The 24849-nt window shown below is 56.6% G+C and carries 33 protein-coding genes; 16 read left to right on the forward strand and 17 right to left on the reverse strand.

From position 1 onward, the window contains the following. Nucleotides 1–224: 224 nt before the first annotated feature. Nucleotides 225–971: a sulfite exporter TauE/SafE family protein gene (locus tag GOX45_RS17995; protein ID WP_371808993.1), complete on the reverse strand. Its 747-nt coding sequence runs from the start codon at nt 969–971 to the stop codon at nt 225–227. A gap of 1249 nt (nt 972–2220) precedes the next feature. Then, on the reverse strand, nt 2221–2652 hold the full coding sequence (locus GOX45_RS18000) for an Arm DNA-binding domain-containing protein (protein WP_171102671.1): 432 nt from the start codon (nt 2650–2652) through the stop codon (nt 2221–2223). Between the two features lie 441 nt (nt 2653–3093). On the opposite strand from GOX45_RS18000, the gene GOX45_RS18005 reads away from it, so the two are divergent. From GOX45_RS18005 to GOX45_RS18030, 6 genes are all read left to right on the forward strand, one after another. Beyond that, complete coding sequence (locus GOX45_RS18005; RefSeq protein WP_171102673.1) at nt 3094–3285, forward strand: hypothetical protein; 192 nt, start codon at nt 3094–3096, stop codon at nt 3283–3285. 255 nt (nt 3286–3540) lie between these two features. Then, entirely contained in the window at nt 3541–4254 is a 714-nt protein-coding gene (locus GOX45_RS18010; protein ID WP_171102675.1) for a DUF6629 family protein, read from the forward strand. Between the two features lie 131 nt (nt 4255–4385). Further along, nucleotides 4386–4727 (forward strand): copper resistance CopC family protein, encoded by a 342-nt coding sequence (locus tag GOX45_RS18015; RefSeq protein ID WP_171102677.1) that lies wholly within the window; start codon nt 4386–4388, stop codon nt 4725–4727. Next, nucleotides 4724–5596 (forward strand): copper resistance D family protein, encoded by an 873-nt coding sequence (locus GOX45_RS18020; RefSeq protein ID WP_254446072.1) that lies wholly within the window; start codon nt 4724–4726, stop codon nt 5594–5596. Before GOX45_RS18015 ends, GOX45_RS18020 begins: the two co-directional genes overlap by 4 nt. 11 nt (nt 5597–5607) lie before the next feature. Beyond that, complete coding sequence (locus GOX45_RS18025) at nt 5608–6042, forward strand: cytochrome c (protein ID WP_171102679.1); 435 nt, start codon at nt 5608–5610, stop codon at nt 6040–6042. Nucleotides 6043–6579: 537 nt separating this feature from the next. After that, entirely contained in the window at nt 6580–7380 is an 801-nt protein-coding gene (locus GOX45_RS18030) for a GH25 family lysozyme (RefSeq protein ID WP_171102682.1), read from the forward strand. Here the strand turns inward: GOX45_RS18030 and trmD are convergent. The 13 genes from trmD to GOX45_RS18095 form a co-directional block, all read right to left on the reverse strand. Continuing rightward, nucleotides 7377–8189, reverse strand: coding sequence for a tRNA (guanosine(37)-N1)-methyltransferase TrmD (gene trmD, locus GOX45_RS18035; protein WP_171102684.1), 813 nt, complete (start codon nt 8187–8189; stop codon nt 7377–7379). The two genes, GOX45_RS18030 and trmD, sit on opposite strands and share 4 nt — an antisense overlap. Then, nucleotides 8186–8998 (reverse strand): hypothetical protein, encoded by an 813-nt coding sequence (locus GOX45_RS18040; protein WP_171102686.1) that lies wholly within the window; start codon nt 8996–8998, stop codon nt 8186–8188. The genes trmD and GOX45_RS18040 overlap by 4 nt, the downstream gene beginning before the upstream one ends. Further along, the gene (rimM, locus tag GOX45_RS18045; protein ID WP_171102688.1) at nt 8998–9501 is read right to left on the reverse strand and encodes a ribosome maturation factor RimM; all 504 of its coding nucleotides are present in this window, start codon (nt 9499–9501) and stop codon (nt 8998–9000) included. The genes GOX45_RS18040 and rimM overlap by 1 nt, the downstream gene beginning before the upstream one ends. A gap of 148 nt (nt 9502–9649) precedes the next feature. Further along, nucleotides 9650–10285 (reverse strand): 5,6-dimethylbenzimidazole synthase, encoded by a 636-nt coding sequence (gene bluB / locus GOX45_RS18050; protein WP_171102690.1) that lies wholly within the window; start codon nt 10283–10285, stop codon nt 9650–9652. 12 nt (nt 10286–10297) lie between these two features. After that, nucleotides 10298–10693 carry a 30S ribosomal protein S16 gene (gene rpsP / locus GOX45_RS18055; protein WP_171102692.1) on the reverse strand — a complete coding sequence of 132 codons (396 nt, stop codon included), beginning with the start codon at nt 10691–10693 and terminating at the stop codon, nt 10298–10300. A gap of 41 nt (nt 10694–10734) precedes the next feature. Continuing rightward, on the reverse strand, nt 10735–11031 hold the full coding sequence (locus GOX45_RS18060) for a chorismate mutase (protein ID WP_171102694.1): 297 nt from the start codon (nt 11029–11031) through the stop codon (nt 10735–10737). Beyond that, a complete protein-coding gene (locus GOX45_RS18065) occupies nt 11028–11564 on the reverse strand; it encodes a GNAT family N-acetyltransferase (RefSeq protein WP_171102696.1) in 537 nt (178 codons plus the stop codon). The genes GOX45_RS18060 and GOX45_RS18065 overlap by 4 nt, the downstream gene beginning before the upstream one ends. Continuing rightward, the gene (locus GOX45_RS18070) at nt 11561–12151 is read right to left on the reverse strand and encodes a GNAT family N-acetyltransferase (protein WP_171102698.1); all 591 of its coding nucleotides are present in this window, start codon (nt 12149–12151) and stop codon (nt 11561–11563) included. Before GOX45_RS18070 ends, GOX45_RS18065 begins: the two co-directional genes overlap by 4 nt. After that, nucleotides 12148–12684: a GNAT family N-acetyltransferase gene (locus tag GOX45_RS18075; protein ID WP_171102700.1), complete on the reverse strand. Its 537-nt coding sequence runs from the start codon at nt 12682–12684 to the stop codon at nt 12148–12150. The genes GOX45_RS18070 and GOX45_RS18075 overlap by 4 nt, the downstream gene beginning before the upstream one ends. Before the next feature lie 2 nt (nt 12685–12686). Next, nucleotides 12687–14195 (reverse strand): signal recognition particle protein, encoded by a 1509-nt coding sequence (gene ffh, locus GOX45_RS18080; RefSeq protein WP_171102702.1) that lies wholly within the window; start codon nt 14193–14195, stop codon nt 12687–12689. Between the two features lie 253 nt (nt 14196–14448). Continuing rightward, nucleotides 14449–14967 carry a hypothetical protein gene (locus GOX45_RS18085; RefSeq protein WP_171102704.1) on the reverse strand — a complete coding sequence of 173 codons (519 nt, stop codon included), beginning with the start codon at nt 14965–14967 and terminating at the stop codon, nt 14449–14451. 90 nt (nt 14968–15057) lie between these two features. Then, nucleotides 15058–15801, reverse strand: coding sequence for an aspartate/glutamate racemase family protein (locus tag GOX45_RS18090; RefSeq protein ID WP_171102706.1), 744 nt, complete (start codon nt 15799–15801; stop codon nt 15058–15060). A gap of 66 nt (nt 15802–15867) precedes the next feature. Then, nucleotides 15868–16449 (reverse strand): FMN-dependent NADH-azoreductase, encoded by a 582-nt coding sequence (locus GOX45_RS18095; RefSeq protein WP_171102714.1) that lies wholly within the window; start codon nt 16447–16449, stop codon nt 15868–15870. 135 nt (nt 16450–16584) lie between these two features. Between GOX45_RS18095 and GOX45_RS18100 the strand changes: the two genes are divergently transcribed. The 3 genes from GOX45_RS18100 to GOX45_RS18110 all read left to right on the forward strand — a co-directional run bounded on the left by GOX45_RS18100 (nt 16585) and on the right by GOX45_RS18110 (nt 18933). Beyond that, nucleotides 16585–17463, forward strand: a complete 879-nt coding sequence (locus tag GOX45_RS18100) for a LysR family transcriptional regulator (protein ID WP_171102716.1) — start codon at nt 16585–16587, stop codon at nt 17461–17463. Further along, a complete protein-coding gene (locus tag GOX45_RS18105) occupies nt 17460–18374 on the forward strand; it encodes a DMT family transporter (protein WP_171102718.1) in 915 nt (304 codons plus the stop codon). Before GOX45_RS18100 ends, GOX45_RS18105 begins: the two co-directional genes overlap by 4 nt. A 145-nt stretch (nt 18375–18519) precedes the next feature. Continuing rightward, entirely contained in the window at nt 18520–18933 is a 414-nt protein-coding gene (locus GOX45_RS18110) for a universal stress protein (protein WP_171102719.1), read from the forward strand. Between the two features lie 6 nt (nt 18934–18939). Here the strand turns inward: GOX45_RS18110 and GOX45_RS18115 are convergent, their stop codons facing one another. Further along, a complete protein-coding gene (locus GOX45_RS18115) occupies nt 18940–19272 on the reverse strand; it encodes a helix-turn-helix transcriptional regulator (RefSeq protein WP_171102721.1) in 333 nt (110 codons plus the stop codon). Between the two features lie 232 nt (nt 19273–19504). On the opposite strand from GOX45_RS18115, the gene GOX45_RS18120 reads away from it, so the two are divergent. The 5 genes from GOX45_RS18120 (at nt 19505) to GOX45_RS18140 (ending at nt 22075) form a co-directional block, all read left to right on the forward strand. Then, nucleotides 19505–19837, forward strand: coding sequence for an AtpZ/AtpI family protein (locus GOX45_RS18120; RefSeq protein WP_171102723.1), 333 nt, complete (start codon nt 19505–19507; stop codon nt 19835–19837). Between the two features lie 2 nt (nt 19838–19839). Then, nucleotides 19840–20598 carry a F0F1 ATP synthase subunit A gene (locus GOX45_RS18125; RefSeq protein ID WP_171102725.1) on the forward strand — a complete coding sequence of 253 codons (759 nt, stop codon included), beginning with the start codon at nt 19840–19842 and terminating at the stop codon, nt 20596–20598. Between the two features lie 48 nt (nt 20599–20646). Next, complete coding sequence (locus GOX45_RS18130) at nt 20647–20871, forward strand: F0F1 ATP synthase subunit C (protein ID WP_005981269.1); 225 nt, start codon at nt 20647–20649, stop codon at nt 20869–20871. An 86-nt stretch (nt 20872–20957) separates the two neighbouring features. Further along, nucleotides 20958–21509, forward strand: a complete 552-nt coding sequence (locus GOX45_RS18135; RefSeq protein WP_171102727.1) for a F0F1 ATP synthase subunit B' — start codon at nt 20958–20960, stop codon at nt 21507–21509. A gap of 5 nt (nt 21510–21514) precedes the next feature. Then, nucleotides 21515–22075 carry a F0F1 ATP synthase subunit B gene (locus tag GOX45_RS18140; protein ID WP_171102729.1) on the forward strand — a complete coding sequence of 187 codons (561 nt, stop codon included), beginning with the start codon at nt 21515–21517 and terminating at the stop codon, nt 22073–22075. A gap of 103 nt (nt 22076–22178) precedes the next feature. Here the strand turns inward: GOX45_RS18140 and GOX45_RS18145 are convergent, their stop codons facing one another. After that, complete coding sequence (locus tag GOX45_RS18145) at nt 22179–22949, reverse strand: FadR/GntR family transcriptional regulator (protein WP_171102731.1); 771 nt, start codon at nt 22947–22949, stop codon at nt 22179–22181. A 155-nt stretch (nt 22950–23104) separates the two neighbouring features. Between GOX45_RS18145 and GOX45_RS18150 the strand changes: the two genes are divergently transcribed. Together GOX45_RS18150 and GOX45_RS18155 are read left to right on the forward strand one after the other, a co-directional pair. Continuing rightward, nucleotides 23105–24298 (forward strand): PLP-dependent aminotransferase family protein, encoded by a 1194-nt coding sequence (locus GOX45_RS18150; protein ID WP_171102733.1) that lies wholly within the window; start codon nt 23105–23107, stop codon nt 24296–24298. A gap of 44 nt (nt 24299–24342) precedes the next feature. Further along, entirely contained in the window at nt 24343–24738 is a 396-nt protein-coding gene (locus tag GOX45_RS18155) for a hypothetical protein (RefSeq protein ID WP_171102735.1), read from the forward strand. Nucleotides 24739–24849: the final 111 nt, after the last annotated feature.

Genomic DNA, 24849 nt, shown 5'->3' on the forward strand with positions numbered 1-24849 from the left:
AGGCATTGGAAGAGCAACAGTTCATCCAGAGTTCTGGATCGCAGAGTGTCTTTGTTTTGTCATAGATTGGTGATGCTTTGTACGGCGTTAGGAACCGGTGATTTCACTTAGGGCGCTAACCTTCAGGCAACTGGCATGTGAAATACGGTCAAGTATTCGGCGATATTCAGGGTACCTGCAATTTCTCACATTCGCGCGAAGACCTTTCATTAGGGTACCTTGAATTAAGTAATCAGCGCGCGCAGCATAAGAATGATGCCCGACAGAAACATCATTGCGATGATCAAGCGACGAAATTGATCATCGTCCAGCCGCTTGAACAACGTGATCCCGATTTGAGCAAAGATCATCGTTACAGGAAGCGCTAAGCCGATGAGTATCAAAGTATCCCACGAATAGGCTCCATTGAAAGCAAACATGATACAAGCGAGCGCCAGTACAGCCACGTTAAAAGGCTGAAGCACGGCACGGGTTTCAGCCTTAGACCAAGGGCGCATGGCGCACCACATCGTCGGCAATGCGCCCGACAAAGATGCGGCACCTCCAAGTAAACCACCAAAGAATCCTATGATACATTCGATTATTGGTGCGGGGCGTTCGAGTTTTGGCAACGTGGTGCGGAAAGTGAAGAATCCGCCATAGAGCAGCATGAAACCTGCGATGATCATCTTAAGTGTCTCCACCGGAATGTACGAAAGAGCTGCTACGCCCATCGGTATCCCTGGAAGAGCGGGCAGCAAGAAGCGCGCAAGGCGCCTTGGCTGATCTGCAATGGACCTTCGTACCAACCAAACGCCTTGCAAACCGCTGGCGACGGACATCACAACAACCACTGAAACCGCCTGAACCGGCGGCATGACATTTAGCCAGAAGCCAAGTGAAAATAGAGCTGTTCCGAATCCCGCCAATCCGTTGATGAGCCCACCAGCTGCCGCCCCCATGAGAAGGTAAACATAGAGCTCAGTTGGCAATTGCAATGTCCTTAATTTCAAAGCCCAGCGAGATAAAACGTAGTCTTAATAGACTATGAAGACGCCCAGCAATTTTGCGCGCTTTCGCCACCAATTCCAAGCCCAATCGACAGCGATTGCGGTTTTGGTTGCAACCGACAAAAATTCTTAACGCCCCGTATTTCTCTCTGAATCTTCATCCTCCCACCGATGCTGGCCGGTGGCACCAAACTTTGGGTGATTTTCACCTGCTTCCCCTCGTAGTTCATTTTGCTCGGTCTGATTCCGTACTGCACACTCAGCCAATTTGCCTCGGTGCCAAATCGCGATCTTAGTGGTGCTGTAGCGGTAAATAACGAACATGATTTTGATCTCAACGCTTCCCATGGCTATGCAAAACCCTTTGGCGCTAAAAAGTCCGTATTGTCGGCGTCTTTCGATTCTAAACACAATTCGGAGAAAGCTCGGTCTCAGGTCTAGCAAGATCAACACTCATGAATGGCCAGATTGACGACACGCGCTGCGTTGCATCAGCACATGTGCCGCAGCCGCGAACAAATGCTGCGCTAGCAAAGCGCGAAAAGCGAATGTCGGGAAGGTCCCGCAACGTGGTCATTGGTGCAGAGCGTAGCTAAGGACTGCTTTCGCACGGGTTGATCACGCGGCATGCATCGAATTTTGTTGTATTTGCGGGTCTTCGAAACCGTATAGCCCCAGCATCAAAACCCGCAAACTCGGTAAACCCTACGGTTCCAGCGGCGGCCCTAGAAGGGTATGTCATTAATTTTGTTGTCTGCGGTCGATGCAAGCGCATAACGCTTAACCCTTCTTCGTCAAACCGTATTCTCTCCTTTCCTTAGTATTCGTACCCGAAACGAATGTCGCGGCGGTAGGATAGGCCAACGGCTTGGCACAGCGCTTCTGCAAAGTTGAAAGGGCAGTACTGGCGCTCACGTTCAAAACGTAGGCCTTTCTTGTCGTTCGCGGCACAGATGCTCAGCAAAACTGCCTTTGAATATGGTAAGTTTTGACCTGCATTCCGAAAATCGAACTAAAGTTTGAAGCGCAGCATTCGATAATTCAAGCTCGAAGCCGACTTTTTCCCTGTAAACTGTCCAATGCCTTTTGTTGGTACTCTTTGCTTCAAAAGAGGGGCCGGACCAAGCAGGCAGCGTGCCCTATGCTTAACATTGATAACGGAAACCCTGATCTACAGTTGTCATGAATTGGATAAGCTCTGAATCATTCACTCAGCACTTTTGCACAAACATCATATGTTGATTTCGGCTACCCGACATTGTTCAATTGTAATTAAGCCGGCGCTGATGCACTCACCTGCCGCACGGGCTGAGATGGATCGACAAATATAGGGCTTGCCTTCAGCAATATTTGCTGCTCGTGCCTCAAGAATTTTCTGCGGATCGGTTGTCACTGCATTGGCAGGAGTATCTTTTTTCCAGCCCTCTTCTCGCAGCCAATTCTGAGAGTACTTCACAAAATTTGGATCGTTGCCACGCTGCTCCGACGCATAGCTTCGCGCACCCACTAGGATCGCCGCAGGGTCATACTCTCGTCGTTTACCGTGGACCGCAACACGCAGAACCCAAGATTTCGAACCACTGGCAGCGACGCGCAGCCAGAGTCCTTCGCCATCTCCATACATGCCTGGTTGGGAAATTCCTTTGACGCCTTTGTGGGTCAACTTTCCATTGTCGATTGTCCACCCTTTGTTCCACCTTTGGGCCCGCGCTTAAAAACCTAACGAATACAAGGGTACAAACTACCGGGACTATTTCTTGCGATACAACAAGATATAGTGCGAGACAAGTCGGGACACGCTTTATGTGGACCTAGGCTCCACCAAAACCTAACATTACATAACTAGCAAGCATTAGAGCGGTGTGACACACAGGTGTGACACAAAATGAAGCTGCATGCGTATCTCTCACTGTCCCGGCACGGCATTTATTACTTCCGTTGGCCGCTGCCCGACACACGACCAAACCCCGTACTAGACCAAACACAACACGTAGGACCCTTCGCGTTTCGTTGCGTACAAGATGCCCCAAAAGAGGCTGGTACTCTGGCACGGCGTCTTGCAGTGTGCGGCGACACAATAGCAAAACACACAGAACATTCGGGCATGAACTACGGCGAACTACGCACAAAGGTGCATGAGCACTTCACGGAAGTACTAAAGAAGGCAAAGGCACGCCGGGATGAACTCGGCCCCTACACCGAACTAGAGAGAAAACGTATCGCCGACACCATCCGTCTTCATGAGGCAGACAACGAAGACTTTTGGGGCATGATGCAGAAGGGCTACGCAACATAGCAGTACCAATCCTTTTGCGATGCATCACCTACTCACAGTCGCAGCCATTGTCATCGAGTGTTCCCGCATTTCGCAACCCGGTTTGCGGGGTCCGAACCGACATTCCCAATGTTGCCGCTGTTTCCGGAATACCAAATTCGGAATCTGCAAAGTCAAAAGGCCGCTAAAAGCTGACCTTGTGTGCCTATAGTGAGATGAAAAGCTTGGCTGCTGCAATCACCGACATATGATGCTGGCTAGAGATATATGTACTGAATGGAGTTAAAGATGTGCTTTTCAGCTACGGCAAGTTTTGTTGCTGGGGGAATATTGTCCGTTGCCGGTGCAGCTACCATGATTTCTGCATGCAGACAGAAGTTGGGGCGTGGCCTAATATTCCTGTCATCTTTTCCGTTAGTTTTCGGTTTACAACAAAGTCTTGAGGGTTTGGTCTGGCTCGGGATGTCCGACCAATTGTCTTTGAGACTATTAACGATAGTAAACTATGGCTTCATTTTTTTCGCGTTTTTCTATTGGCCTGTTGCTGGCCCAACTGCAGGTTTTCTGATCGAAAAGCGAAAGTGGCGTAAACACTTATTCGGTGGACTTATCATTGGTGGTTTGGCTGTGGGAACTTACCTTATGCTAAAAGCAATCAATAACCCCGTACTTCCCACCTCTAGCGATGAATGGGGAGGGCATATTTTGTACCTACAAGGTATGACCCTTATCCCAAACATCCAATACATCTACTTCTTTACTGCATGTACTGCGCTAGCAGCCTCATCGAACCCCACCGCTTTCAAGTTTGGCCTAGCGCTTACAGCGTCGTTTCTCGTCACGCTCTTCGGTTATGAATTGTTTGTTCTACCTTCGGTGTGGTGTTTCTTCGCTGCGCTTTGCAGCATCGTCATTTCATATGACGTTCTTCGAGGTAAGACTGTACAATACTTAGAGAAGCAGAGTGATGATCTCCCGGCCATTGTCTAACGGACGTATCACGGTTGCTGTCAGACTAATTCGAACCAATCTCAGTTTGCTGCGGAAACTGCGAACCTATCCGGTGATCGCGTACGTTCGTGAAATTCAACGTGCCAACGGGATAAATTGAGGACAGAACCATGAAAAAGATCATAATGCTCGCACTCGTGTCTGCCCTTCCCAGCGGCGTACTGGCGCATTCCGAGGTCGAAGAAACAACCCCTGCCAACGGTGCCACAATAACTACTGTGCCCGCTGAAATTAGCCTCAACTTCTCTAAGGACATCCGGCTGACACGGATAGAGATGGCCCATAAAGAACACTCGGCAGTAAGCCTTGATTTGGGCGACCAGACAAGTTTTGGTCAGGAGTTCACGATCCCTCTGCCGAGCAATGGAACCGGCACCTATGTCATCGAATGGCGTGGTTTAGGTGAAGACGGTCATGCCATGCAGGGCGAGTTTTCCTTTACCGTGGAATGAGCATGCCAGACATTTGGGGTATTGCCGCGATCCTCGCAAAGCTGGGGCTCTACATCGGCTTTACGGGGTCCACCGGGCTTGTAATTGTTAGTTGCCTCTATTCCGGCGTTGTCGCACCGATAAACCTCGGGATAAAGCGCCAAGCTAGGGCCTTAGGGTGGCTCGCTCTCGCCGCAACGGATGTTGGTTTCATGCTTCGTGGAGCCGCCTTAACAGGCGGAGTTGACGGCATGGTCGATCCAGAGATGCTTGGTCTACTTTGGCAGACATCCGTGGGTGAGGTCCTTGTTTACCGCCTCGTAGGCGCAGTGATGATCCTTGTGGGGCTGTCTGTTCCTCGCGTTGGTCTACCGATTGCTCTGTTGGGTGGCACAGTGGCATTGTGGTCCTTTGCACAGATAGGGCACGTGCCCGAACTAGAGAGTTTTGGCGTTCAACTCTTGCTCCTGTTGCACCTGCTATCTGTAGCCTTCTGGGTGGGCATCTTTAGCCCGCTGCGGAGTATGGCTCTCATGCCTGAACACCTGGCAGATGCTGCTGAACTAGGTCATAGATTTGGGCAAACTGCTGCATCGGTTGTGCCGACTTTGATCGGTGCGGGCCTATGGATGGCTTGGGTACTTGTCGGCGGTCTACAAGGGCTCTTGTTCACTGGCTACGGGTGGGCACTGTTGCTCAAAGTGTTTCTTGTGGCGTTGCTGATGATCCTCGCCGCTGCAAACAAGCTCCGATTTGTTCCCGCCATGCAAAGTGGAAAGGCTAGGGCAGCGCGGCACCTCGCCCGATCTATCGAGGTTGAGGCAATAGTCGTATTAGTGGTTTTGGCGACGACGGCGACACTCACCAGCGTATTAACACTTCCGAGTTAAGGTAGGTAGAGATGAACAAACACCTGTGTGCACTCGCTATATGCAGTATTGGTACTAGCGTCGCTGCAGATCATGAGTTGATAGACAGAGACCTTGCGAATGGGCAGGAACTCTACGCAGAGCACTGTGCCTCATGCCATGGAGTTAATCTGGAAGGCCAACCCAACTGGCAAACACCCGACGATGACGGAGTGTTGCCTGCTCCACCACATGACGTGACAGGGCACACATGGCACCATGATAACCAGCTACTGTTCGAGTATACCAAACTAGGTGGAGCAGACGCATTGGCAACACGTGGCATTAAAGACTTCAACAGTGGCATGCCCGGCTTTGAAAGCATTCTAACCGACGAAGACATATGGAACGTGCTGGCCTACATACGCTCCACATGGCCCGACGATGTTCAGCAAATGCAGACCAGCCGCAACCTGCCGCACCAGTAGAAGGCAGTAGTCCGGTGTAGGTTTGGGCATGCACAGTTCGACGTAGCAGGTTGCGCACTTCAAAGTGTGACAATAGGGTGAGACACACTACAAACCAACGCACCACAATAGTGTTCACTATCAGTGCATTAGGCGTTCGGCGGCGTTTCCCCTAGGCTCCACCAAAACCTAACAATATAACTAGATAGCAAGCATGATAGCGGTGTGACACATCGGTGTGACACAAGATGAAGCTGCATGCGTATCTCTCACTGTCCCGGCACGGCATCTGCGACTTCCGTTGGCCGATAGGTTGAAGATTAGCACCAGAATAGTCAGAGCTTTTGACGCGTGGAATTTGCGCTTGGTCGCCCGATGCAGCACATTGCGGTCATTTCCAGTGAACACATATGGTTGGCTGATCGATACATTGCAGTCAAACGACCTGATCCAACCCGGTAATATTCCGCCGCTCCAAAATCACGGCGTTGCTATTTGGGGCCGATCAGGCATTCTGGACGGAATTCCAAGAGCAGTTCTTTTGTGCAGGTATAGATTATGCGCAGTGTCGTTACGCTGGCCGTTCTGGCCTTTGTTGCCCTGTCGTGCGGTCGCGGTGGCCCGCCGCCGCAGCGTCTTGAGCCTCAGGCTTTTGCGGATACGACCAGCCCGGCTTTGATCTTTCCAAAATTTGCGGATGCTGATCCGCATGAATGGGACGGGCGTCATCCCGGGCTTTACCCGGTGCACGGGTTGGATGTGTCGCGCTGGCAAGGGGCGATTGACTGGCGCACCGCGCGGGCCAATGGGGTGAGTTTTGTTTTCATCAAGGCGACCGAAGGCGGGGATGTGGCCGATCCGATGTTCGACACCCACCGTCAGGGCGCTCAGGATGCGGGTGTGCCTTGGGGGGCCTATCACTATTACTATTTCTGCCGATCCGCGCGCGAGCAGGCGCGGTGGTTCATCAAGAATGTGCCGAAGGGCGCGGACCTTCCGCATGTGCTGGATATGGAATGGACACCGCATTCCAGGACCTGTCGGATCCGCCCTGATGGTCGCAAAGTACGGGCCGAGGCGCAGCGGTTTCTGGACATCCTCGAACGTCATTACGGGCGCAGGCCGATCGTCTACACGACCGTCGATTTCTTTGCCGACACGCAGATCGATCGCCTGCCCAAGACCGAATTCTGGCTGCGCTCCGTGGCCGGGCATCCGCGTCAGGTCTATCCCGGAACAATCTGGCGGTTCTGGCAATATACCGGCACCGGCCTGGTACCTGGTGTCGACGGGCGTGTCGATATCAACACGTTCAACGGCCCACCCGAGATCTGGGCCCGGTGGAAGTCAGGCGGCTAGTCGGATTTGTCGCCCGCGTGTTTCGCCCAAAGGTCGGGACGGCGCGCGCGCGTGATCTCTTCTGACATTTTCTGACGCCATTCGGCGATGCGCCCGTGGTGGCCTGACATCAGAACCTCGGGGATGTCGCGTCCGTTCCATTGGGCCGGGCGGGTATATTGCGGATGTTCCAGCAGGCCCGAGGAAAAGCTCTCCTCCTCGGCGGAGGCCTGATTGCCCAAGACGCCGGGGATCAGTCGCACGGTGGCGTCGATCAGCGCTTGCGCGGCAATCTCACCACCCGTCATGACGAAATCGCCCAACGAGACTTCCTGGATGCCATAGTGCTCCAATACACGCTCATCCACACCTTCGAAACGTCCGCAGAGCAGGGTCATGCCATCGCAGCGCGCGAGGTTCTGCATCATTTGCTGATCCATTCTTCGGCCGCGCGGGCTGAGATATATCAGGGGCCAGTTGCCGCGGATACCCGACATCGTGTGCTCAATCGCGGCGCCCAGAACATCCGCGCGCAGCACCATGCCCGCACCGCCGCCCGCAGGGGTATCATCGACATTGCGGTGCTTGCCGATGCCGAACTGGCGCAAGTCAACGGTTTCCAGTTGCCACAGGCCTTCCTGCAAGGCTTTGCCGGTCAGGCTTTCACCCAGAACGCCGGGGAAGGCGGTGGGAAACAGGGTGATGACCTTGGCCTTCCAAACCCCGTGCAGATCAGGCGTCGGGGTCATCAACTCGCGCGGCTTCAGCGTTGGCCGGATCGCCTTGCGGCCATGAGACTTGCCAAGAGGTTTGTCGGATGTGTCGGTCATCGGGTACGAGCCAGATCCTTTTGCGCGTTTTCAACCAAAGCCGTCTTTTGCAACTCCAGCGCCGCATCGTCCAGCCCCGAGCGGTTCAACTGCAACAATTCTTCCAGAAGATCTTCGGGCAGGCGCGGGTTCACGCGTGTTGGCGCAAGCAGTTTCGACTTAAGCTCTGGGGGCAGATCCAGAAACGCGGCAAACGGGTCGCCAGCGCCGAAGGCGCGATATTGCAGATCTTCCAGCCATTCTGTTTTGACCCGAGCGTTCTCTATGTGGTCGCGGATCTGCATCGCAGCCGTCTGTGGTGACGGAACCTCGGCCATCCGGTCACGATAGGTTTCGAAATCCTGCACCAGACGGGTGCGCAACAGGTCGTGCGACCAAAGGCTGCGCAACCATCCGCCGCGCTGGCGCAGCGACAGGTAGAGGGTGATGTCGACCTCATCGCCTAGTCGCTGCTGGATCAGTTCAACCAGACAGGTGGCCAACTCGGGTGCAGCTTCATATCCTACCGCAACATTACGGCTGGGGCGCAGGCCCGAGAAATTCTCTTCACTCAGGATCAGACCGCGTTTCTCGCCGAAATCCAAACTGGCCAGAAAATCACGCATCTTTTCGCGAAATTCGGATAGGGTGCTTGGCAGGCCATAAACCGAGTGTCGTGTCGCCGCTTCGGACAGGCCGGTTTTGCGGGTCCGATATGGCAAGACCAGCGCATGGCGAGGCCAGATCAACTCGCGGTTTTCAAACAGAAAAGACTGTGCTGCAGTTGTGCCCGTCTTGTGCAGACCCAGATGCAGCAGCACGCGGCGCATTACAGCAGACCTTCGGGTGGGTCGGCGATGATACGGCCTTGGTCCAGATCGACGGTGGGCACAGCCTCGAGCGTGAAGGGCAGCAAGACGGTTGACTTCAACCCTGCGCCCTCAAGCTCCAGTAAATCCGCCGCACCGTGGTTCTGAACTGCCTTGACCCGCCCCAGCAACGTACCGCCGGTGTCGTAGACCGAAAGGCCGATCAGGTCGGTGTGATAGAACTCATCATCCGGCAGCGAGGGCAGTTGATCGCGGCGCGCATAGAGACGCAGACCATTGATCGCATCCGCCTGTTCCTTGGTTTCAATGCCACCCAGTCGGGCCGCAAACCCGTTTTTGATCGGGCGGGTCAGGACCAGCGGAAAGCGTTCGCTGCCGTCTTCGTTGGTCAATGGCGAATAGCTTTCGATATCCTCGGGTACGGCGCAAAAGCTCTTCACCCGCACCTCGCCGCGTACCCCGTAAGAACCGGCAATGCTGCCCACACAGATCAGATCACTCATTTGGCGCGCCCGTCGTCAAACATATTCCGTTTCGCCATTGCCCAAGCCCCTCGCAGGCTTCACGCTGATTGCTGCGTTCAAAGAACACGCCCACAATAAATGCGATCAGCAACAGGATGGGAAGTCGTATCAATCCGAACATAGGATGTTATCGTTTCTCAATCGTTAGAGCGTTTGCGCGGTTTTCCCAGCCTGCGCGTTCAAGTTCGGGCGTGTCCGAGCTGCGTTCTGGCCAGCCGATGCAGAAATAGCCGATCAGGCTCCAATCTTCGTTCACATTCAAGTCGTGGCGCAGGCGCTCCGGGTCGAGGATCGAAACCCAGCCCATGCCCAGCCCTTCGGACCGCAGGGCCAGCCAGAATAGCGTGATGGCCGAGACGACCGAATAACGCCGCATCTCGGGCATGGTGCTCGCACCCAGCCCGTGGCCCTTTGGTGTTGCCTCGTCACAGAAAACGGCCAGATGAACCGGTGCCTGTTTCATGCCCGAAAGCTTGAGGCTGCTGTATAGCTGCGCGCGCTCGCCTGTGTATCCGGTCAGGGCCTGTGCATTGGCGGCCTCAAAATTTTCAAGTGCCAGCGCCCGCGCGCGCTCGGAGTCGACCCGAAGCAGCCGCCAGGGTTCACTAAGCCCCACAGAGGGCGCCAGTTGAAACGCGTCGAGGCAGCGCGTCAGCACTGCCTCGTCTATAGGGTCGGTGCGGAACCGGCGTACATCGCGCCGGAGCCGCATCAACAGATCGAACTGCGTGCGAAAATCGTCGGTGAAATCCTGATCTCGCACGCGCCCGCCTGCTTATTCTTCTGCTGCGACAGCTTCTTCTTCAGCCGGTGCAGCAGCGGCTTCAGCCGCCTCAGCAGCTTTGGCCGCTTTTTCTTCGGCGCGTTCCTGAGCTTTCTTGCCCGGGGTACCCTTGTTGGGGTTGTTACGCTCGGCCTTGTCACGGGCACCGGCAGCTTCCAGCATGCGGGCGATCCGGTCGGTGGGCTGAGCACCCTGATCCAGCCAGTACTGGATGCGCTCCATGTTCATTTTCACGCGCTCTTCGCTGTCTTTCGGCAGCAGCGGGTTGTAGGTGCCCAGCTTCTCGATGAAACGACCATCGCGGGGCATACGGCTGTCAGCCGCAACAATGCGATAGAAGGGACGTTTTTTCGAGCCGCCGCGGGCGAGACGAATTTTCATTGCCATGGTGGTATCTCCTTTGAATGGCGTGACTGGGGGATGCCCAGTTATTCTTGGTGTTTCTTATGGTGTCGGATGACTTCCTGAATGATGAAATTCAGGAAAGCCTTGGCGAAAGCGGGGTCCAGATCGGCCTCTTTCGCCAGGTCTTCAAGCCGTGCGATCTGCGCGGCTTCGCGCGTGGGATCGGACGGGGGAAGGTCGTGTGTGGCCTTGAGCTTGCCCACGGCCTGGGTGTGCTTGAACCGCTCGCCCAGTGTATAGACAAGGATTGCATCCAGCCGATCGATGCTTTCGCGATGCTCTTTCAACAGCGTGGCAGCTTGGGTCACGGGGTTGGTCATTGGCCGGTCCTTTCGGTCGTCAGGTCAATCTGAGGGTGACGCCAGATCTGGGCTGTTTTGCCCAGCAATGTGCCGTCGCACTCGTAGGTGGCGCCAAGACGTTCGGCCAATCCGCGCGAGCGGTCATTGGCGTGGGCGATATAGCTCATGACGCCGTTCAGACCCTGATGTCGGGCAGCATAGTCACGCGCGGCCTGCGCGGCCTCGAACCCAAAACCTTTGCCTTCGGCTTCGGCCATCAATGCCCACCCCAATTCAGGCTCGGCCCAGCCGGGTGCAAAGATCATACCGGCCCAACCAACGAACTCTTCGCTTGATTTCTCGGTCAGGTGCCACATTCCGAACCCGTTCAGCGCCCAGTGTCCCAAGCGTTTGGCCAGCGACTCCCAGCAACCGATCTCATCTTTTGGACCACCCACCATATGGCTGCGTTCGGTCGCAAAGAAGGCGGTCATTGCGGGCAGATCATCCTGATGCGGTGCGCGCAGGATCAAGCGGTCGGTCTCAATGGTGGGGATGGTGAACGAGGTCATGCGTAAGCCTCCATCCCGCCATCACAGGGGTTGGGCAGATGACGATTGACCAATGTGACACCGTCTTGCTCAATGATCTCGCGTTCCAGCGTGGCGCCCAAACGTTCTGCAAGGCGCTGTGACCGATCGTTGCCCTTGGCGACAAAGCTGGCCAGCGTTTCCCAATTCAATCGTTGGAACGCAAAGCGCAGAGCAGCGCTGGCAGCTTCATGGGCAAAGCCGTGGCCTTCACCTTCCTCGGTGAAGATGAAACCAAGTTCCGGTTCAGGATCTTCGGGTTCAAACCCCAGGACGACGAACCCGAGCAATGCGCCATCCGTCTTCAAAGTGACAGACCACAATCCGTGACCGCGAAGAGCCCAGATAGCGACCATCTGGGCGAAATCGTACCACGCATCTTCGCGCGACATCAGGGTCAGATAGCGTGCGCGCGGGCTGGCGACGATCCGGGCATAGGTGTCAAAATCCGACAATCGCGGTGCGCGCAAGATCAGGCGATCTGTCTCAAGTTGCGGAATGGCGTTCGCCACCCGAGCCGCCAGTTCAGCCCCTTGAGCATTTGGCGCAGCTTCGAACCGGAAGGTCATGCGTAGGCCTCCGATCCGCTTTGCAGCTCATCCGGGCGAGGGTGGCGATAGACGACATCCTCAGGAGATGGGCGCGCTGCGCTTTGGTCCTCAATTGCACCCAGTCGCTTTGCCAAGGCGATTGAACGTGCGTTGGGAGCATCAATATAGCTGACCAGTGTCGTCAAACCGGCGTTTTGAAACGCCCAATCGCGCGCGGCGCAGGCCGCTTCGAATGCAAACCCCTTGCCTTCATAGTTGGGAAAAATGCACCAACCGATTTCGGTTTCCGGGAATTTTGGGGGTTTGTTGATCCCGACCTGCCCAATGAATTCACCGGTTTCCGTAAAATCGACTGCCCACGCGCCAAATCCGAGAAACTGCCAACTGGCCACGTCCGAGCCCAGTATTGACCACAGGTCCTGCGCCGAGTACGGCCCATCCATATACTTCGCCCAATCCGTCGCAAACAACGCCGCCATCGGCTCGAAATCTTCGAGCCGGTGATGGCGCAGTGTCAGACGCGCAGTGTTTATGGTGGGTGCAAAGCTCACGGTTACTTCTTCTTCCCAAAGCCGCTGAGCCCCGGTGGCAGAGCCATGCCGCCACCCAGGCCGGGCAGGCCGCCGGGCACCTTGCCGCCCATGGCCTTGGCCGCCTGTTCCAGCGCCTTGGGGTCCATGCTTGCGGCCATTTCTTCGGGCGAGGGGCCGCCTTTGCCGAACATGCCTTTCATGGCCTGCTTCAGCATCTTGCCTTTGCCCATCTTGCCCATCTTCTTCATCATGTCCGACATCTGCCGGTGCATCTTAAGCAGCTTGTTGAGGTCGCTGACCTCCATCCCCGAACCAGCGGCAATCCGTTTCTTGCGGCTGGCTTGCAGCAATTGCGGGTTGGCGCGTTCGCGTTTGGTCATCGATTGGATCATGGCGATCTGCTGGCGCAGGATTTTGTCGTCCAGACCGGCGGCATCCATCTGTTTGGCCATCTTGCCCATGCCGGGCATCATGCCCATCATGCCTTGCATCCCGCCCATCTGGATCATCTGTTCGAGCTGCATTTTCAGGTCGTTCATATTGAACTGACCTTTGACCATGCGCTTCATCATGCGCTCGGTCTGTTCAAGCTCCATCGTTTCCTGGGCTTTTTCGACCAGCGCAACGATGTCGCCCATGCCCAGAATACGGCCTGCGATGCGGTCCGGCTCGAAGGTTTCGAGCGCGTCCATCTTCTCGCCCAGACCGACAAAGCGGATGGGCTTGCCGGTGACCGCGCGCATGGACAGTGCCGCACCGCCGCGTCCGTCGCCATCCATCCGGGTCAGAACAACGCCCGAGATGCCGACCTTGGCGTCAAACTCCTCGGCAACTTCAACGGCGACCTGACCGGTCAGGCCATCGACCACCAGCAGAGTCTCGCGCGGATCGACCACGTTGCGGACCTGCTCGACCTCGTCCATCAGGACTTCGTCAATGTGCAGGCGGCCGGCAGTGTCGAGCATATAGACGTCATAGCCACCCAAGGTGGCCTGCTGCTTGGCGCGTTTTGCGATATCGACCGGTTTCTGGCCTGGCACGATCGGCAGGGTATCGACGCCCACCTGTGTGCCCAGAACCGCCAGCTGATCCATTGCCGCCGGGCGATAGACATCGAGCGAGGCCATAAGGACCTTCTTGCCCTCTTTCTCTTTTAGCCGCTTGGCAAGCTTACCGGTTGTGGTGGTCTTACCAGAACCCTGCAGACCGACCATCAGGATCGGGGCAGGCGGGTTGTCGATCTTGAGTGCACCGGGATCATCCTCGCCCCGGAGTGTATCGACCAGCGCGTCATGCACGATCTTCACGACCTGCTGGCCGGGGGTGATCGATTTGGTGACGGCTTGCCCAGTGGCTTGTTCCTGCACCTTCTTGACGAATTCACGCGCAACCGGCAGCGAGACATCCGCCTCCAGCAGGGCAACACGCACCTCGCGCAGCGCGGTTTTGACGTCCTCTTCGGACAGGGCACCCTGTTTGGTCAGCCGGTCAAAGACGCCAGAGAGGCGTTCGGATAGATTTTCAAACATGCCTTCGGCCTCCTATGCCGGTTATCTGGTGGCACCCCTTACGTAAGCGGCACCGGTTCAATCCACAATTACCTCCTCCCACCGAATTAGGTGCGGGGGACGTTCCAAATGGCTTGCCCCTAACCCACTGGCTTAGATGTGGAGGCAGGCCAACTGGCATTGCCCCCACGGGCGAAACTCGCTGGTGGGGGGCGATCCCTGAACGACTCAAGGGACCGGAAGGTCAAACGCTTCCGGATGTTTGGCCAGGGCTTTATGCGGATTGGCTGTCTGTGTCAACCTTGCGGGCCGGAAGCCAGCTGTTGACGGCATCAACCAGCCTTTGCGCCCCGCGTCCGCTGTAATAGTTCTCGACAATGGGATGGCGACCGGCGCTCATGCCCTTGTCCAAAATCAGAACAGGCCGGTGGACCTTGGAAGAGCTGCCTCGGCGTGAGGTGCGCGATGTCTCAACCTCGGCATGGGAAAGATCCGAAAGCGCATGTTCAACTGTCTCATAGCCGAAAACGGATTGGCGGCGGATCAGGATTGTTTTGGATGGGCGGTCCATTATGACCTGAACCTGCCGGACCATGGCACAGAAGATTACGGCCCCCATGCCGCCACCAAAGAACGCGAACAAGATGCCGAACCAGACAGGCTTGTTGCCGTCGCTGGCCATAAAGATACCCGCGCCCAGAAAGGCGAGTATAAAGCCAATAAGCATCAGGCCAATCAGCCAGGGAGTGTTGGACAGGATCAGTTGGTCTGGCGTATCGCGGAGTATCTTCATAGCAGTGCGGTCAAAGAGTTGGGGGGGAATAAAACGCGCCTTGCGGCGCGTGTCTCCGACGGAGGTATTTTCGAACAGAAGACGAGAGGCCTAGAACCCTGCCAAAGCTTTGGTCAGGGCCGCAGTGACATGTGCGGCGGAGGGGTTGATGAAAAGATGGCCATCTGCCTTGAACACCGGATCGTCCAGGTGATCGGGGAAAGCCAGCGGGAGTTCGGTGCAGGCCAGGAGGATAGCGGTGCCCGGTGTTGCGTGTCGGTTGCAGAAGTCTAGCAAACGGGCATGAGCACCATCTGAAGCTCCACCATAGAAATCTGTGTCGATCATCGCCTGCATTTCGGCGATCTCTGTCTCAGGCAGGCGCGGGTTGGCGGCGATGCCGTGATTTGCCAGATGATCTGCATAGTTCGTCGCCTGCATCGTGACGGTTGTGCCTAGTACCAGAGCCTTGGAAGCACCAGTGGTCTTGGTCGCCTCGGCCGTGGCATCGAAAATGCTGAGGATTGGCATGGAAACACCTTGCCGGATCGCATGCAGGCGAGCATGGGGCGTGTTTGAGGCGATGATGGCGAAATCGCAGCCTGCACTTTGCAAGGTCAAAAGCGCGTTGCGGAACACGGCGTCAAATTCTGCCCAGCTGTCTTCATTACCCGCGATGCCACGCAACGCGCGCGTTTGCGCCTGCACGACGGATTCGATTGTGATTGGGGGGATCGGCAAGGGTGCGCCGTGGCCACGTTCGGCGAAATAACGCCCTGCGCCCTGGGCGATGGCGCGGTAGTAATCGACGGTGGAGGCCCATCCCACACCGCCCAAGATGCCGATCTTCTTCATGGGAAACGTCCAGGCTGCTCACTTCGATCCAAAGCGCAGACTGGACGCAAATTTGAGGGAGGTCAATCAGGCTGCCAGTTCAGATAGCGCTTGTTGCGCCTTGTTGAGCGAGCCTTCCGCATCCAGTGCCATTTGGTCAGCGGCGATCACATCAACATCCTGAATGCCGATAAAGCCCAACACGTGTTTGGCGTAATCGGTGGCAAAATCAATCTCGGACCCAACGGCAGTGCCGCCCGAGGCGATGGCCAGAATGGCGCGCTTGCCTTGCAGCAGCCCTTTGGGGCCGTTTTCGGAATACGCGAAGGTCAGTCCAGCGCGGGCGACCAGATCAATCCACGCCTTGAACGCGGCGGGGACGGAAAAGTTGTAGATCGGAAGGCCAATCACCACGGTGTCGGCGCGCTGCAATTCGTTGACCAGTTCATCCGACAGTGCCAGGCGGTCGCGTTGGACATCGTCACGCTCATCAGCCGGGGTGAAATTCGCGGTGATCCAGTCTTCGGTCAGCAACGGCAAGGGCGTTGCAAGGTCGCGGCGAATGATGCGGGTTGCGTTGAGGTGCTTGACGATCTTGTCGGACAGGTCTCGGGTGGTGGATCCTGTGCGCCGGGCCGAGGCGTCGATATGCAATACGGTCTGTGTCATCAGCTTTGTCCTGTGGTTGTGGTGATGCAGTTGATGTCAATATGATTGTTGCATTCACGAACAAAACCCAAGTATACCAACAGTTGCTGTTAGAATTTGCACAGCTTCCAGGATTTGCACGTTGAAAGAGATGCAATGGACAATTGGGACGAAGTGAGAACCGCTTACCACGTTGCACGGATGGGCACGGTCAGTGGCGCCGCGGATGTGCTGGGCGTGCACCACGCAACGGTTATCCGGCATATTGATGCTATCGAGATGCGGCTGGGTGTAAAACTGTTTCAGCGCCATGCGCGTGGTTACACGCCGACAGATGCCGGAGAGGATCTGCTACGCGTGGCCCAAGCCACCGAAGATCAGTTCAACCAGCTTGTCGGGCGCATGAAAGGGCGCGGTGACGATGTCTCGGGCGAGCTCGTGGTGACTTCGCTTGCTTCGTTGGCGCCGCTGATCGTACCGGCCTTGACCGAGTTTCAGCAGATGCACCCGGGCTTGATCGTGCGCTATCTGACCGGGGATCGCCTGTTTCGTTTGGAATATGGCGAGGCGCATGTGGCAATCCGGGCCGGGTCGGTGCCCGACCAACCGGACAACGTGGTGCAGCCCTTCATTCCGCAGGAAATCGGCCTATATGCCAGCCGGTCTTATATCGAGAGAAATGGTGCCCCATCCAGCGTTGAAGACTTTCCCAACCACGTGTTTGTAAGCACTGATGATGAAAACAGCCGGGCACCGTTCTCGCGCTGGCTTCGGGAAACGGTTCCGGCAGACACCATAACGTTCCGGTGTACCAACAACTTCAGCATGCGCGAAGCGGTTGTGGCAGGCGCGGGGATCGGGTTCATGGCCCGGTGGGAGGCCGCGCGACATCCGGATCTTGTCGAGGTTATGGACCCAGTTCCGGATTGGTCCGGGAAACTGTGGCTGGTCACGCATGTCGATTTGCATCGCACCACAAAGGTACAGACCTTTTTGACCTTCCTGAAAGAAAAGGCAAAGGGCTGGGTTTCATGACGGATCAGGCCCGTGGCCACCTGGCCATGCTGGTTTTCTCCGGTCTGGTGGCCGGTAGTTTTTCTTTAGGATCAATTGTTGCAAATCAGATAGCGCCGTCCGCGATCACGGCGGCGCGCTTTGCGATTGCAGCGGTTTTGATCGGTGTCGCCGCCTTGGTGACGACAGGCCTGCCTCGTAGCGCGGCGCAAGCCCCGTGGCGATACGCGGTGCTTGGTGGCCTGTTCGGGACCTATTTCGTGCTGATGTTCTATGGCCTCAAAACAGCCAAGCCCGTCAGCGCGGCAGCAGTGTTCACCTTGACCCCGGTGATGTCTGCCGTTGCAGGCTGGGTGTTGTTGCGACAGGTTACGACACCGCGCATGGCCTTGGCGTTGTCCATTGGTGCTGTCGGAGCCCTTTGGGTGATTTTTCGCGCGGATTGGCAGGCCTTTCGCGCATTCGAAGTCGGGACGGGTGAGATCATCTTTTTCTGGGGCTGCGCCGCGCACGCGGTCTATACCCCGATGGTGCGTAAACTGAATCGCGGCGAGCCCGCGGTTGTGTTCACCTTCGGTACATTGATCGCAGGCTGTGTCATGCTGACCGTCTTTGGATGGTCTGACATTCGCCAGACCGATTGGGCCAATCTTCCCCCTATCGTCTGGATCACTTTGCTGTATCTTGCGGTTTTTGCCACCGCCTCAAGCTTTGTGCTGGTTCAATTCGCAGCGCTGCGCCTGCCTTCGGCCAAGGTTATGGCCTATACCTATCTGATCCCCAGTTGGGTGATTTTGTGGGAGATCGCCTTGGGCCGTCCGGCGCCCACAGTGCTGATCCTGGGTGGTGCCGTTATGACAGTGGTGGCTTTGTTGCTTTTGTTGAAAAGTGATGCGCAGGTGTCCGGTGAGAAAACTGTTCCAACAAGCTGAAGGGATCCGGGCGCGTATCGACCGCTAAGATCGACCGCGAAAAGCTTACGCCAACTCATATGCCAACTGCGGAATTTGTTGAGCCAGATCAAGGCGACCTTTGTCCAGTCCACCTATCTTGAGTTAATGGGAGAGGAGGACAAATATGTTCAGTCATATCATGTTACCCGTCGATCGAAATTTGCCACCTGAAGTCCGAAAAGCAGCGGATATCGCCGCAGAAATGGCCAAATGGCAACATGCGAAAATTACCCTGGTCAGCGTGTCGGGTGTTCATATGGGCACCGCCTCTAAATCCGAGGCCGAGTTTGATGCCGAACTTGCTGCATTTGCGGAAAATCTGGCAACAAACAGCGGTGCGGAAGTCATCGTTCGCAAGATTCATTCGGTCGATGTGGCAGCCGAGGTGGACAGAGACCTGACGCGAACAGCCGAGGAAATCAATGCCGATTTGATCGTGGTTGGAACTCACGCACCGCGAATTACCGACTATATCTTTTCAAGCCATGCCGGATATCTTGCCAAGCACGCAAAAATGTCGGTCCTGGCCGTGCGGTAGACGCATTCAGCTTTCGTCAGTGGGCAGTTCGACCTCTAAAAACCGCTCGAAGGCGTCCAGGTTCACCGGTTCGAACTGCCCGAACCCCTGCATCCAAACCGAAGCCGCGCGCAGGGCGTCGGGTTCCAGCTTGCACCATTTGACGCGCCCCCGCTTTTCCTGAGAAATCAGCCCCGCCCTGGTCAAGATGACAAGGTGTTTCGAGATCGCGGCCAGTGACATCTCGAACGGCTCCGCCACATCGGTGACCGCCATATCGTCCTCCAGCAACATCGCCAGTATGGCGCGGCGGGTCGGGTCGGCAAGGGCCGCGAAAACAGTGTCGAGATCATTTGACATGAGCAGGCTCAACCACAGCGCTTGGGTTTGGTCAACCATTTGGTTGAATATGCGGTTTCAGGCTTTTGGCGCGTCGCCGCCGCAAACTGGTACCGTTCCCTCTTCTAGGGAAGGGATGAATCCATATATTTTACAATGGTTTAACCTGTGGCAATCTGGCCGCGCAATGGCGTTGACTCTGGACGGCTTCACCCTTAGCACCTAGCCTCAAGACAGCGCGAGGAAACCGTCCGTGACCGATGACGACCAAAAGCAGCGTATGGCGCAGCTTGAGGCCAAGATCGACGCGGCGAAAAAGGCCAATGAGCCCAAGACCCGTGCTGATGCTGACATATCCGGGGGCGAGCTTGCCTGGAGGATGGTCATCGAAATGGTATCCGGTCTGGGGATCGGATTTGGCATCGGATACGGGCTGGACAGCCTGTTCGGGACGATCCCGATCTTTCTGGTGCTGTTCACATTGCTGGGCCTTGTCGCGGGCGTGAAGGTTATGCTCCGCAGCGCGAAAGAGGTTCAAGAGAAACAAGCGGCAGCAACGGCTGCCGAGAAGGACGAGAGGGACTGAACGTGGCAACTGAGACCACCGCAGCAGAGGGCAGCAGCCTGGTTTTCCACCCAATGGACCAGTTCATCGTCAAGCCGTTGTTCGGCGACGGTGCGGTTGGCATGTTCACGATCACCAACGTGACCCTGTGGTTGTTCCTGGCTATCGTTGCCGTTGTTCTGTTGCTGGTTCTGCCCACGTCGAAGCGCGCTATTGTCCCCAGCCGGACCCAGTCGATTGCAGAGCTGACCTATGGGTTCGTCTACAAGATGCTGGAAGACATCTGTGGCAAGGACGGCGTCAAGTTCTTCCCCTATGTCATGACCTTGTTCATGTTCATCGTCAGCGCGAACTTCCTGGGCCTGATCCCGACTTCGTTCACCACCACATCGCATTTCGCTGTTACCATCCCGCTGGCGCTGGCCGTGTTCCTGACCGTCACCGTCTTGGGCTTCGTCAAGAACGGCACTGCGTTCTTGGGCCTGTTTTGGGTTTCCAGCGCGCCTCTGGCGTTGCGGCCCATCCTGGCCGTGATCGAGCTGATCTCGTACTTTGTGCGTCCGGTCAGCCATTCCATCCGTCTTGCCGGTAACGTTATGGCGGGCCACGCCGTGATCAAGGTTTTCGCAGGCTTTGCCGCGGTTGCCGTGATTTCGCCCGTGTCGGTCCTGGCGATCACCGCAATGTATGGTCTTGAGGTCCTGGTGGCTTTCATTCAGGCCTACGTATTCACCATTCTGACCTGTGTTTACCTCAAGGATGCGCTGCATCCGTCGCACTAAGGTCCGAACACCCAACATCGAAACTTCCAATTCGTAAGGAGATACATCATGGAAGGCGATCTCGCACATATCGGCGCAGGCCTGGCAGCAATCGGTTCCGGCGCAGCCGCAATCGGGGTGGGCAACGTTGCAGGCAACTTCCTGGCCGGCGCTCTGCGCAACCCTTCGGCGGCTGCATCGCAGACCGCAACCCTCTTCATCGGTATCGCGTTCGCAGAAGCCCTGGGGATCTTTGCATTCCTGGTCTCGCTGCTGCTGATGTTTGCCGTATAATCTGCGGAACCTGATCCTTACGCGCAGGTGGGCCCACGCCATAGTGGCCCGCCTGTTGTAAAGACAACGTTCCGACGGAGGACATCATGGCGACTGAACCCATTGCCAAAGAAGTGGCTGGCTCGTGCGTTGACTCCTATGGCTCTGCCATCGGGATGCCACAGCTCTGCTTCGATTGGTTTCCCAACCAGATCTTCTGGCTGGTCATTACGCTGGTCGTCATCTTTCTGGTCCTGTCCCGCGTGGCCCTGCCGCGCATTGCGGCTATCCTGGCGGAACGTCAGGGGACCATTACAAATGACCTGGCTGCGGCCGAAGATCTGAAGGCCAAGGCGGTCGAGGCCGAAGAGGCCTATAACAAGGCGCTGGCTGATGCCCGTGCCGAGGCGCAGCGTATCGCTGCCGAAGCACGCGCGGAAATCCAGGCGGGTCTGGATGACGCGATTGCCAAGGCGGATGCGGAAATCGCTGCAAAAGCGGCTGAATCGGAAAAGGCTATTGCCGACATCCGAGCCGGTGCGCTGGAAAGCATTCAAGTGGTTGCCAAGGACACGGCGGCTGAACTGGTAACCGCGCTGGGCGGCGAGGCAGATGCCAAAGCCATCGACAGTGCTGTTGACGCGCAGATGAAAGGATAAGTGACATGCGGAACACTCTTGCCCTTATCCTGACCTTCGGCGCAGCCAGCCCGGCCTTTGCAGCCAAAGGCCCGTTCTTTTCGCTAGCCAATACCGACTTTGTTGTCTTGCTGGGCTTCATCGTCTTCATCGCGATCTTGTTCTACTTCAAGGTCCCCGGCATGATCGGTGGTCTGTTGGACAAACGCGCCGAAGGCATCAAGTCCGAGTTGGACGAGGCGCGCGCGCTGCACGAAGAAGCCCGCAGCCTGTTGGCCTCGTATGAGCGCAAGCAACGCGAAGTGCAGGGTCAAGCCGATGCCATCGTGGCCGCTGCCAAAGAAGACGCGGCGCTGGCCGCGGAACAAGCCAAGGTCGATCTGGAGAAATCCATCGAGCGTCGCCTCGCAGCTGCGCAGGACCAGATCGCATCCGCCGAGGCGTCTGCTGTGAAAGAGGTTCGCGATCAGGCGATCTCGGTCGCGGTTTCGGCAGCCAACGCGGTCTTGGCCAAGCAGATGACAGCGACCCAGGCCAACAAGCTGATCGACGCATCCATCGCGGATGTTGGAGAAAAGCTGCACTGATCTGGCGCCACATACGAACGAAGCGAACCCGGTCCAATGACCGGGTTTTTTCTTGTGCTAATTTCTTCAGGTTCTGGAACAGCTGATCAGCGACCGATGAACATCAACTGCTCCGGTTGACCTGTTGCAGGCGTTGCTGTGCGATGGCTTCGTTTCGGTTGGCTTTCTGGTAGTCGGCCATACACCGCTCCACATAGCTTAGGTGCTGTTCCACGGCCTGACGCGCGCCTTTGGGGTCGCGTTCTTGCAAGGCCGTGTTGATGGCGCGGTGCTGGTCCAGGATTGCGTCGCGGGTGGTGCGCTGATGGAACATCATTTGCCGGTTATAGAACACGCCCTGACGCAGCAGGTCGAACATCGAACGCATCATATGCAGCATCACAACGTTATGGCTGGCCTCGATGATCGCCATGTGAAACTGAGCGTCCAGTTGGGCCTCATCTTCTGCCGCATTGTCGGCATGGGCGGCCTCCATTTTGTCCATCAAGGCTTGGATAACACGCAAATCACTGTCTGAACCCAATCGCGCTGCGCGTTCGGCGGCCAGCCCCTCCATGTCCCGTCTGAACGAGAGATAATCGAACACCGCTTCGTCATGGCTTCCGAACAGACGGATCAGCGCTGGGGAGAAGGCCGAGCCCAAAACTTCGGCCACGTAGATGCCGGAACCCGCTTTTGCGGTCAGCAAACCCTGCGCCTGCAATTCCGAAATGGCTTCGCGCAGCGACGGGCGTGACACCCCAAGGCGCTCGGCCAGTTCACGTTCTGCCGGCAGGCGCTCGCCCGGGCGCAAAATGCCCCGCAGGATCAGAAGTTCGATCTGCCGCACCACGGCAAGCGACAGCTTTTCGGTTTGAACTTTTTGAAAGGGCATCCGGTCTTCATTCGAAATTGGTCAAATCATATGACCACGTTAAGCGGCGGTGTTCAAGACATCGGGCGTGTTGGAAATTTAGGTCATAAATATTGACTTATACAGGGTTCTGAGTAACTTGACCTGAAACGTCAGGGCAGAGGAGGCCTGAGTCGATGGATCACCTTTTTGCAACCCGTATGTCCCGCATGAAAGCGTCGGAAATACGTGAGCTGTTGAAGCTGTTGGAGCAACCGGACATCGTGTCTTTTGCCGGTGGCATCCCCGATCCGGCCTTGTTTCCGGCCGAGGCTTTTGCGCAGGCATTCCAGGCGTCTTTGACCCCTGACCAGCAAACTCAGGCGCTGCAATACTCCGTCAGCGAGGGGTATCCCCCGCTGCGCCAATGGTTGGCCGAACACATGGGCCAGATGGGTATCCCCTGCGATATCGATAACATCCTGATCACCTCAGGCTCGCAACAGGCGCTGGACTATCTGGGCAAGCTGTTCCTGTCACCGGGTGACACGGCCCTGGTTGGATGGCCCACCTATCTGGGCGCAATCAACGCCTTTAGCGCTTATGAGCCACGCTTTGACCAACTGAGCGTCGACGGCAATATGGGGGCGGCGGAATACAGGGCCGCCGCTGGCGAAGGCGCGGTCAAATTCGCCTATCTCTCGGCTGATTTTGCCAACCCTACAGGGGAAACCACTGATTTACGGGGCCGTAATGCTGTGTTGGATCTGGCCGATGAGCTGGATTGTGCCGTGATCGAAGACGGTGCGTATCAGGCGCTGCGCTATGATGGTGAGCCGATCCCACCCGTGCTGGCGCTTGAGATCGCGCGCAAGGGATCCATCGAGGCGTGCCGGACGATCTATTGCGGCAGTTTCTCGAAAACCCTTTCACCGGGATTGCGCCTGGGTTGGGTGGTTGCGGCCAAGTCGACCATCTCGCGGTTGGTGTTGCTGAAACAGGCGGCTGATCTGCATTCGTCCACCATCAACCAGATGGCCGTGCATAAGGTGGCCGAAAGCTGTTTTGAAACACATATTCCCAAGCTGCGCAGCGCTTACAGCGCCCGTCGTGACACCATGCTTGCCGCTTTGGCCGCGCATATGCCCGATGGGGTTGCGTGGACGCAGCCAGAAGGTGGTATGTTTGTCTGGGTGACTTTGCCGAAAGGAACCGATGGCGCGGAACTGCTGGAGAAAGCGCTGAAAACGGTCAAACTGGCTTTTGTTCCGGGGCAGGCGTTTTTCCCTGATGGCAGCGGGGCAAATACGATCCGGCTGAGCTTTTCCAACTCGGATGAAGATATGATCCGCGAGGGTGTCCGCCGGTTGGGTCAGGTATTGCGGGCGTAGTGCCCGAAAGGTTCTATTAACCAAATTCGCGCACAAAAGCGGGCATGATCCGCTTTGTTGCAATTTTCCTGCTGGCAGCCTGTTCCGCAGGCACGCCGCATTTCCGGGACCTACCTGCCAAGCGCGTGGCTGTGAATGGCAGCGTCTTTGATGTGCGCGTGCGCGGGCATCTGGCCGAGGCCGTGCGGGTCAACACCCAATACGCGCCCCGTCTTGGGCCCATACGCCAACGGGCGGGCTTGGCGATGATGCAGGTTTCGGGCTGCCCCATCCTCGATGTGTTGGGCGACGCCGCTGTAACTGTCGGTGTGCTGGGTTGCGACCGTGAGGCCGGGGAAAAGCTGTTGCTGGCGGCGATATCGCGTCGCAATTACGAATGCATCAACTTCGGCCGCTCAGAGGATCTGGGCTATGACCTGTTCGAGTGTTCACCCTATTGAAACACGCGTGTTCTTGCGTATTTCGCCAAGATATTGTGGATAAGTGCCACTGGTAGGCCATATCCTGCGGGTTCCCGTTGACTCTGGCCCTGTCGGTTGCGCAGACTTCGG

The organism is Ruegeria sp. HKCCD7255 (genome assembly GCF_013031565.1).
Taxonomy (GTDB): domain Bacteria; phylum Pseudomonadota; class Alphaproteobacteria; order Rhodobacterales; family Rhodobacteraceae; genus Ruegeria.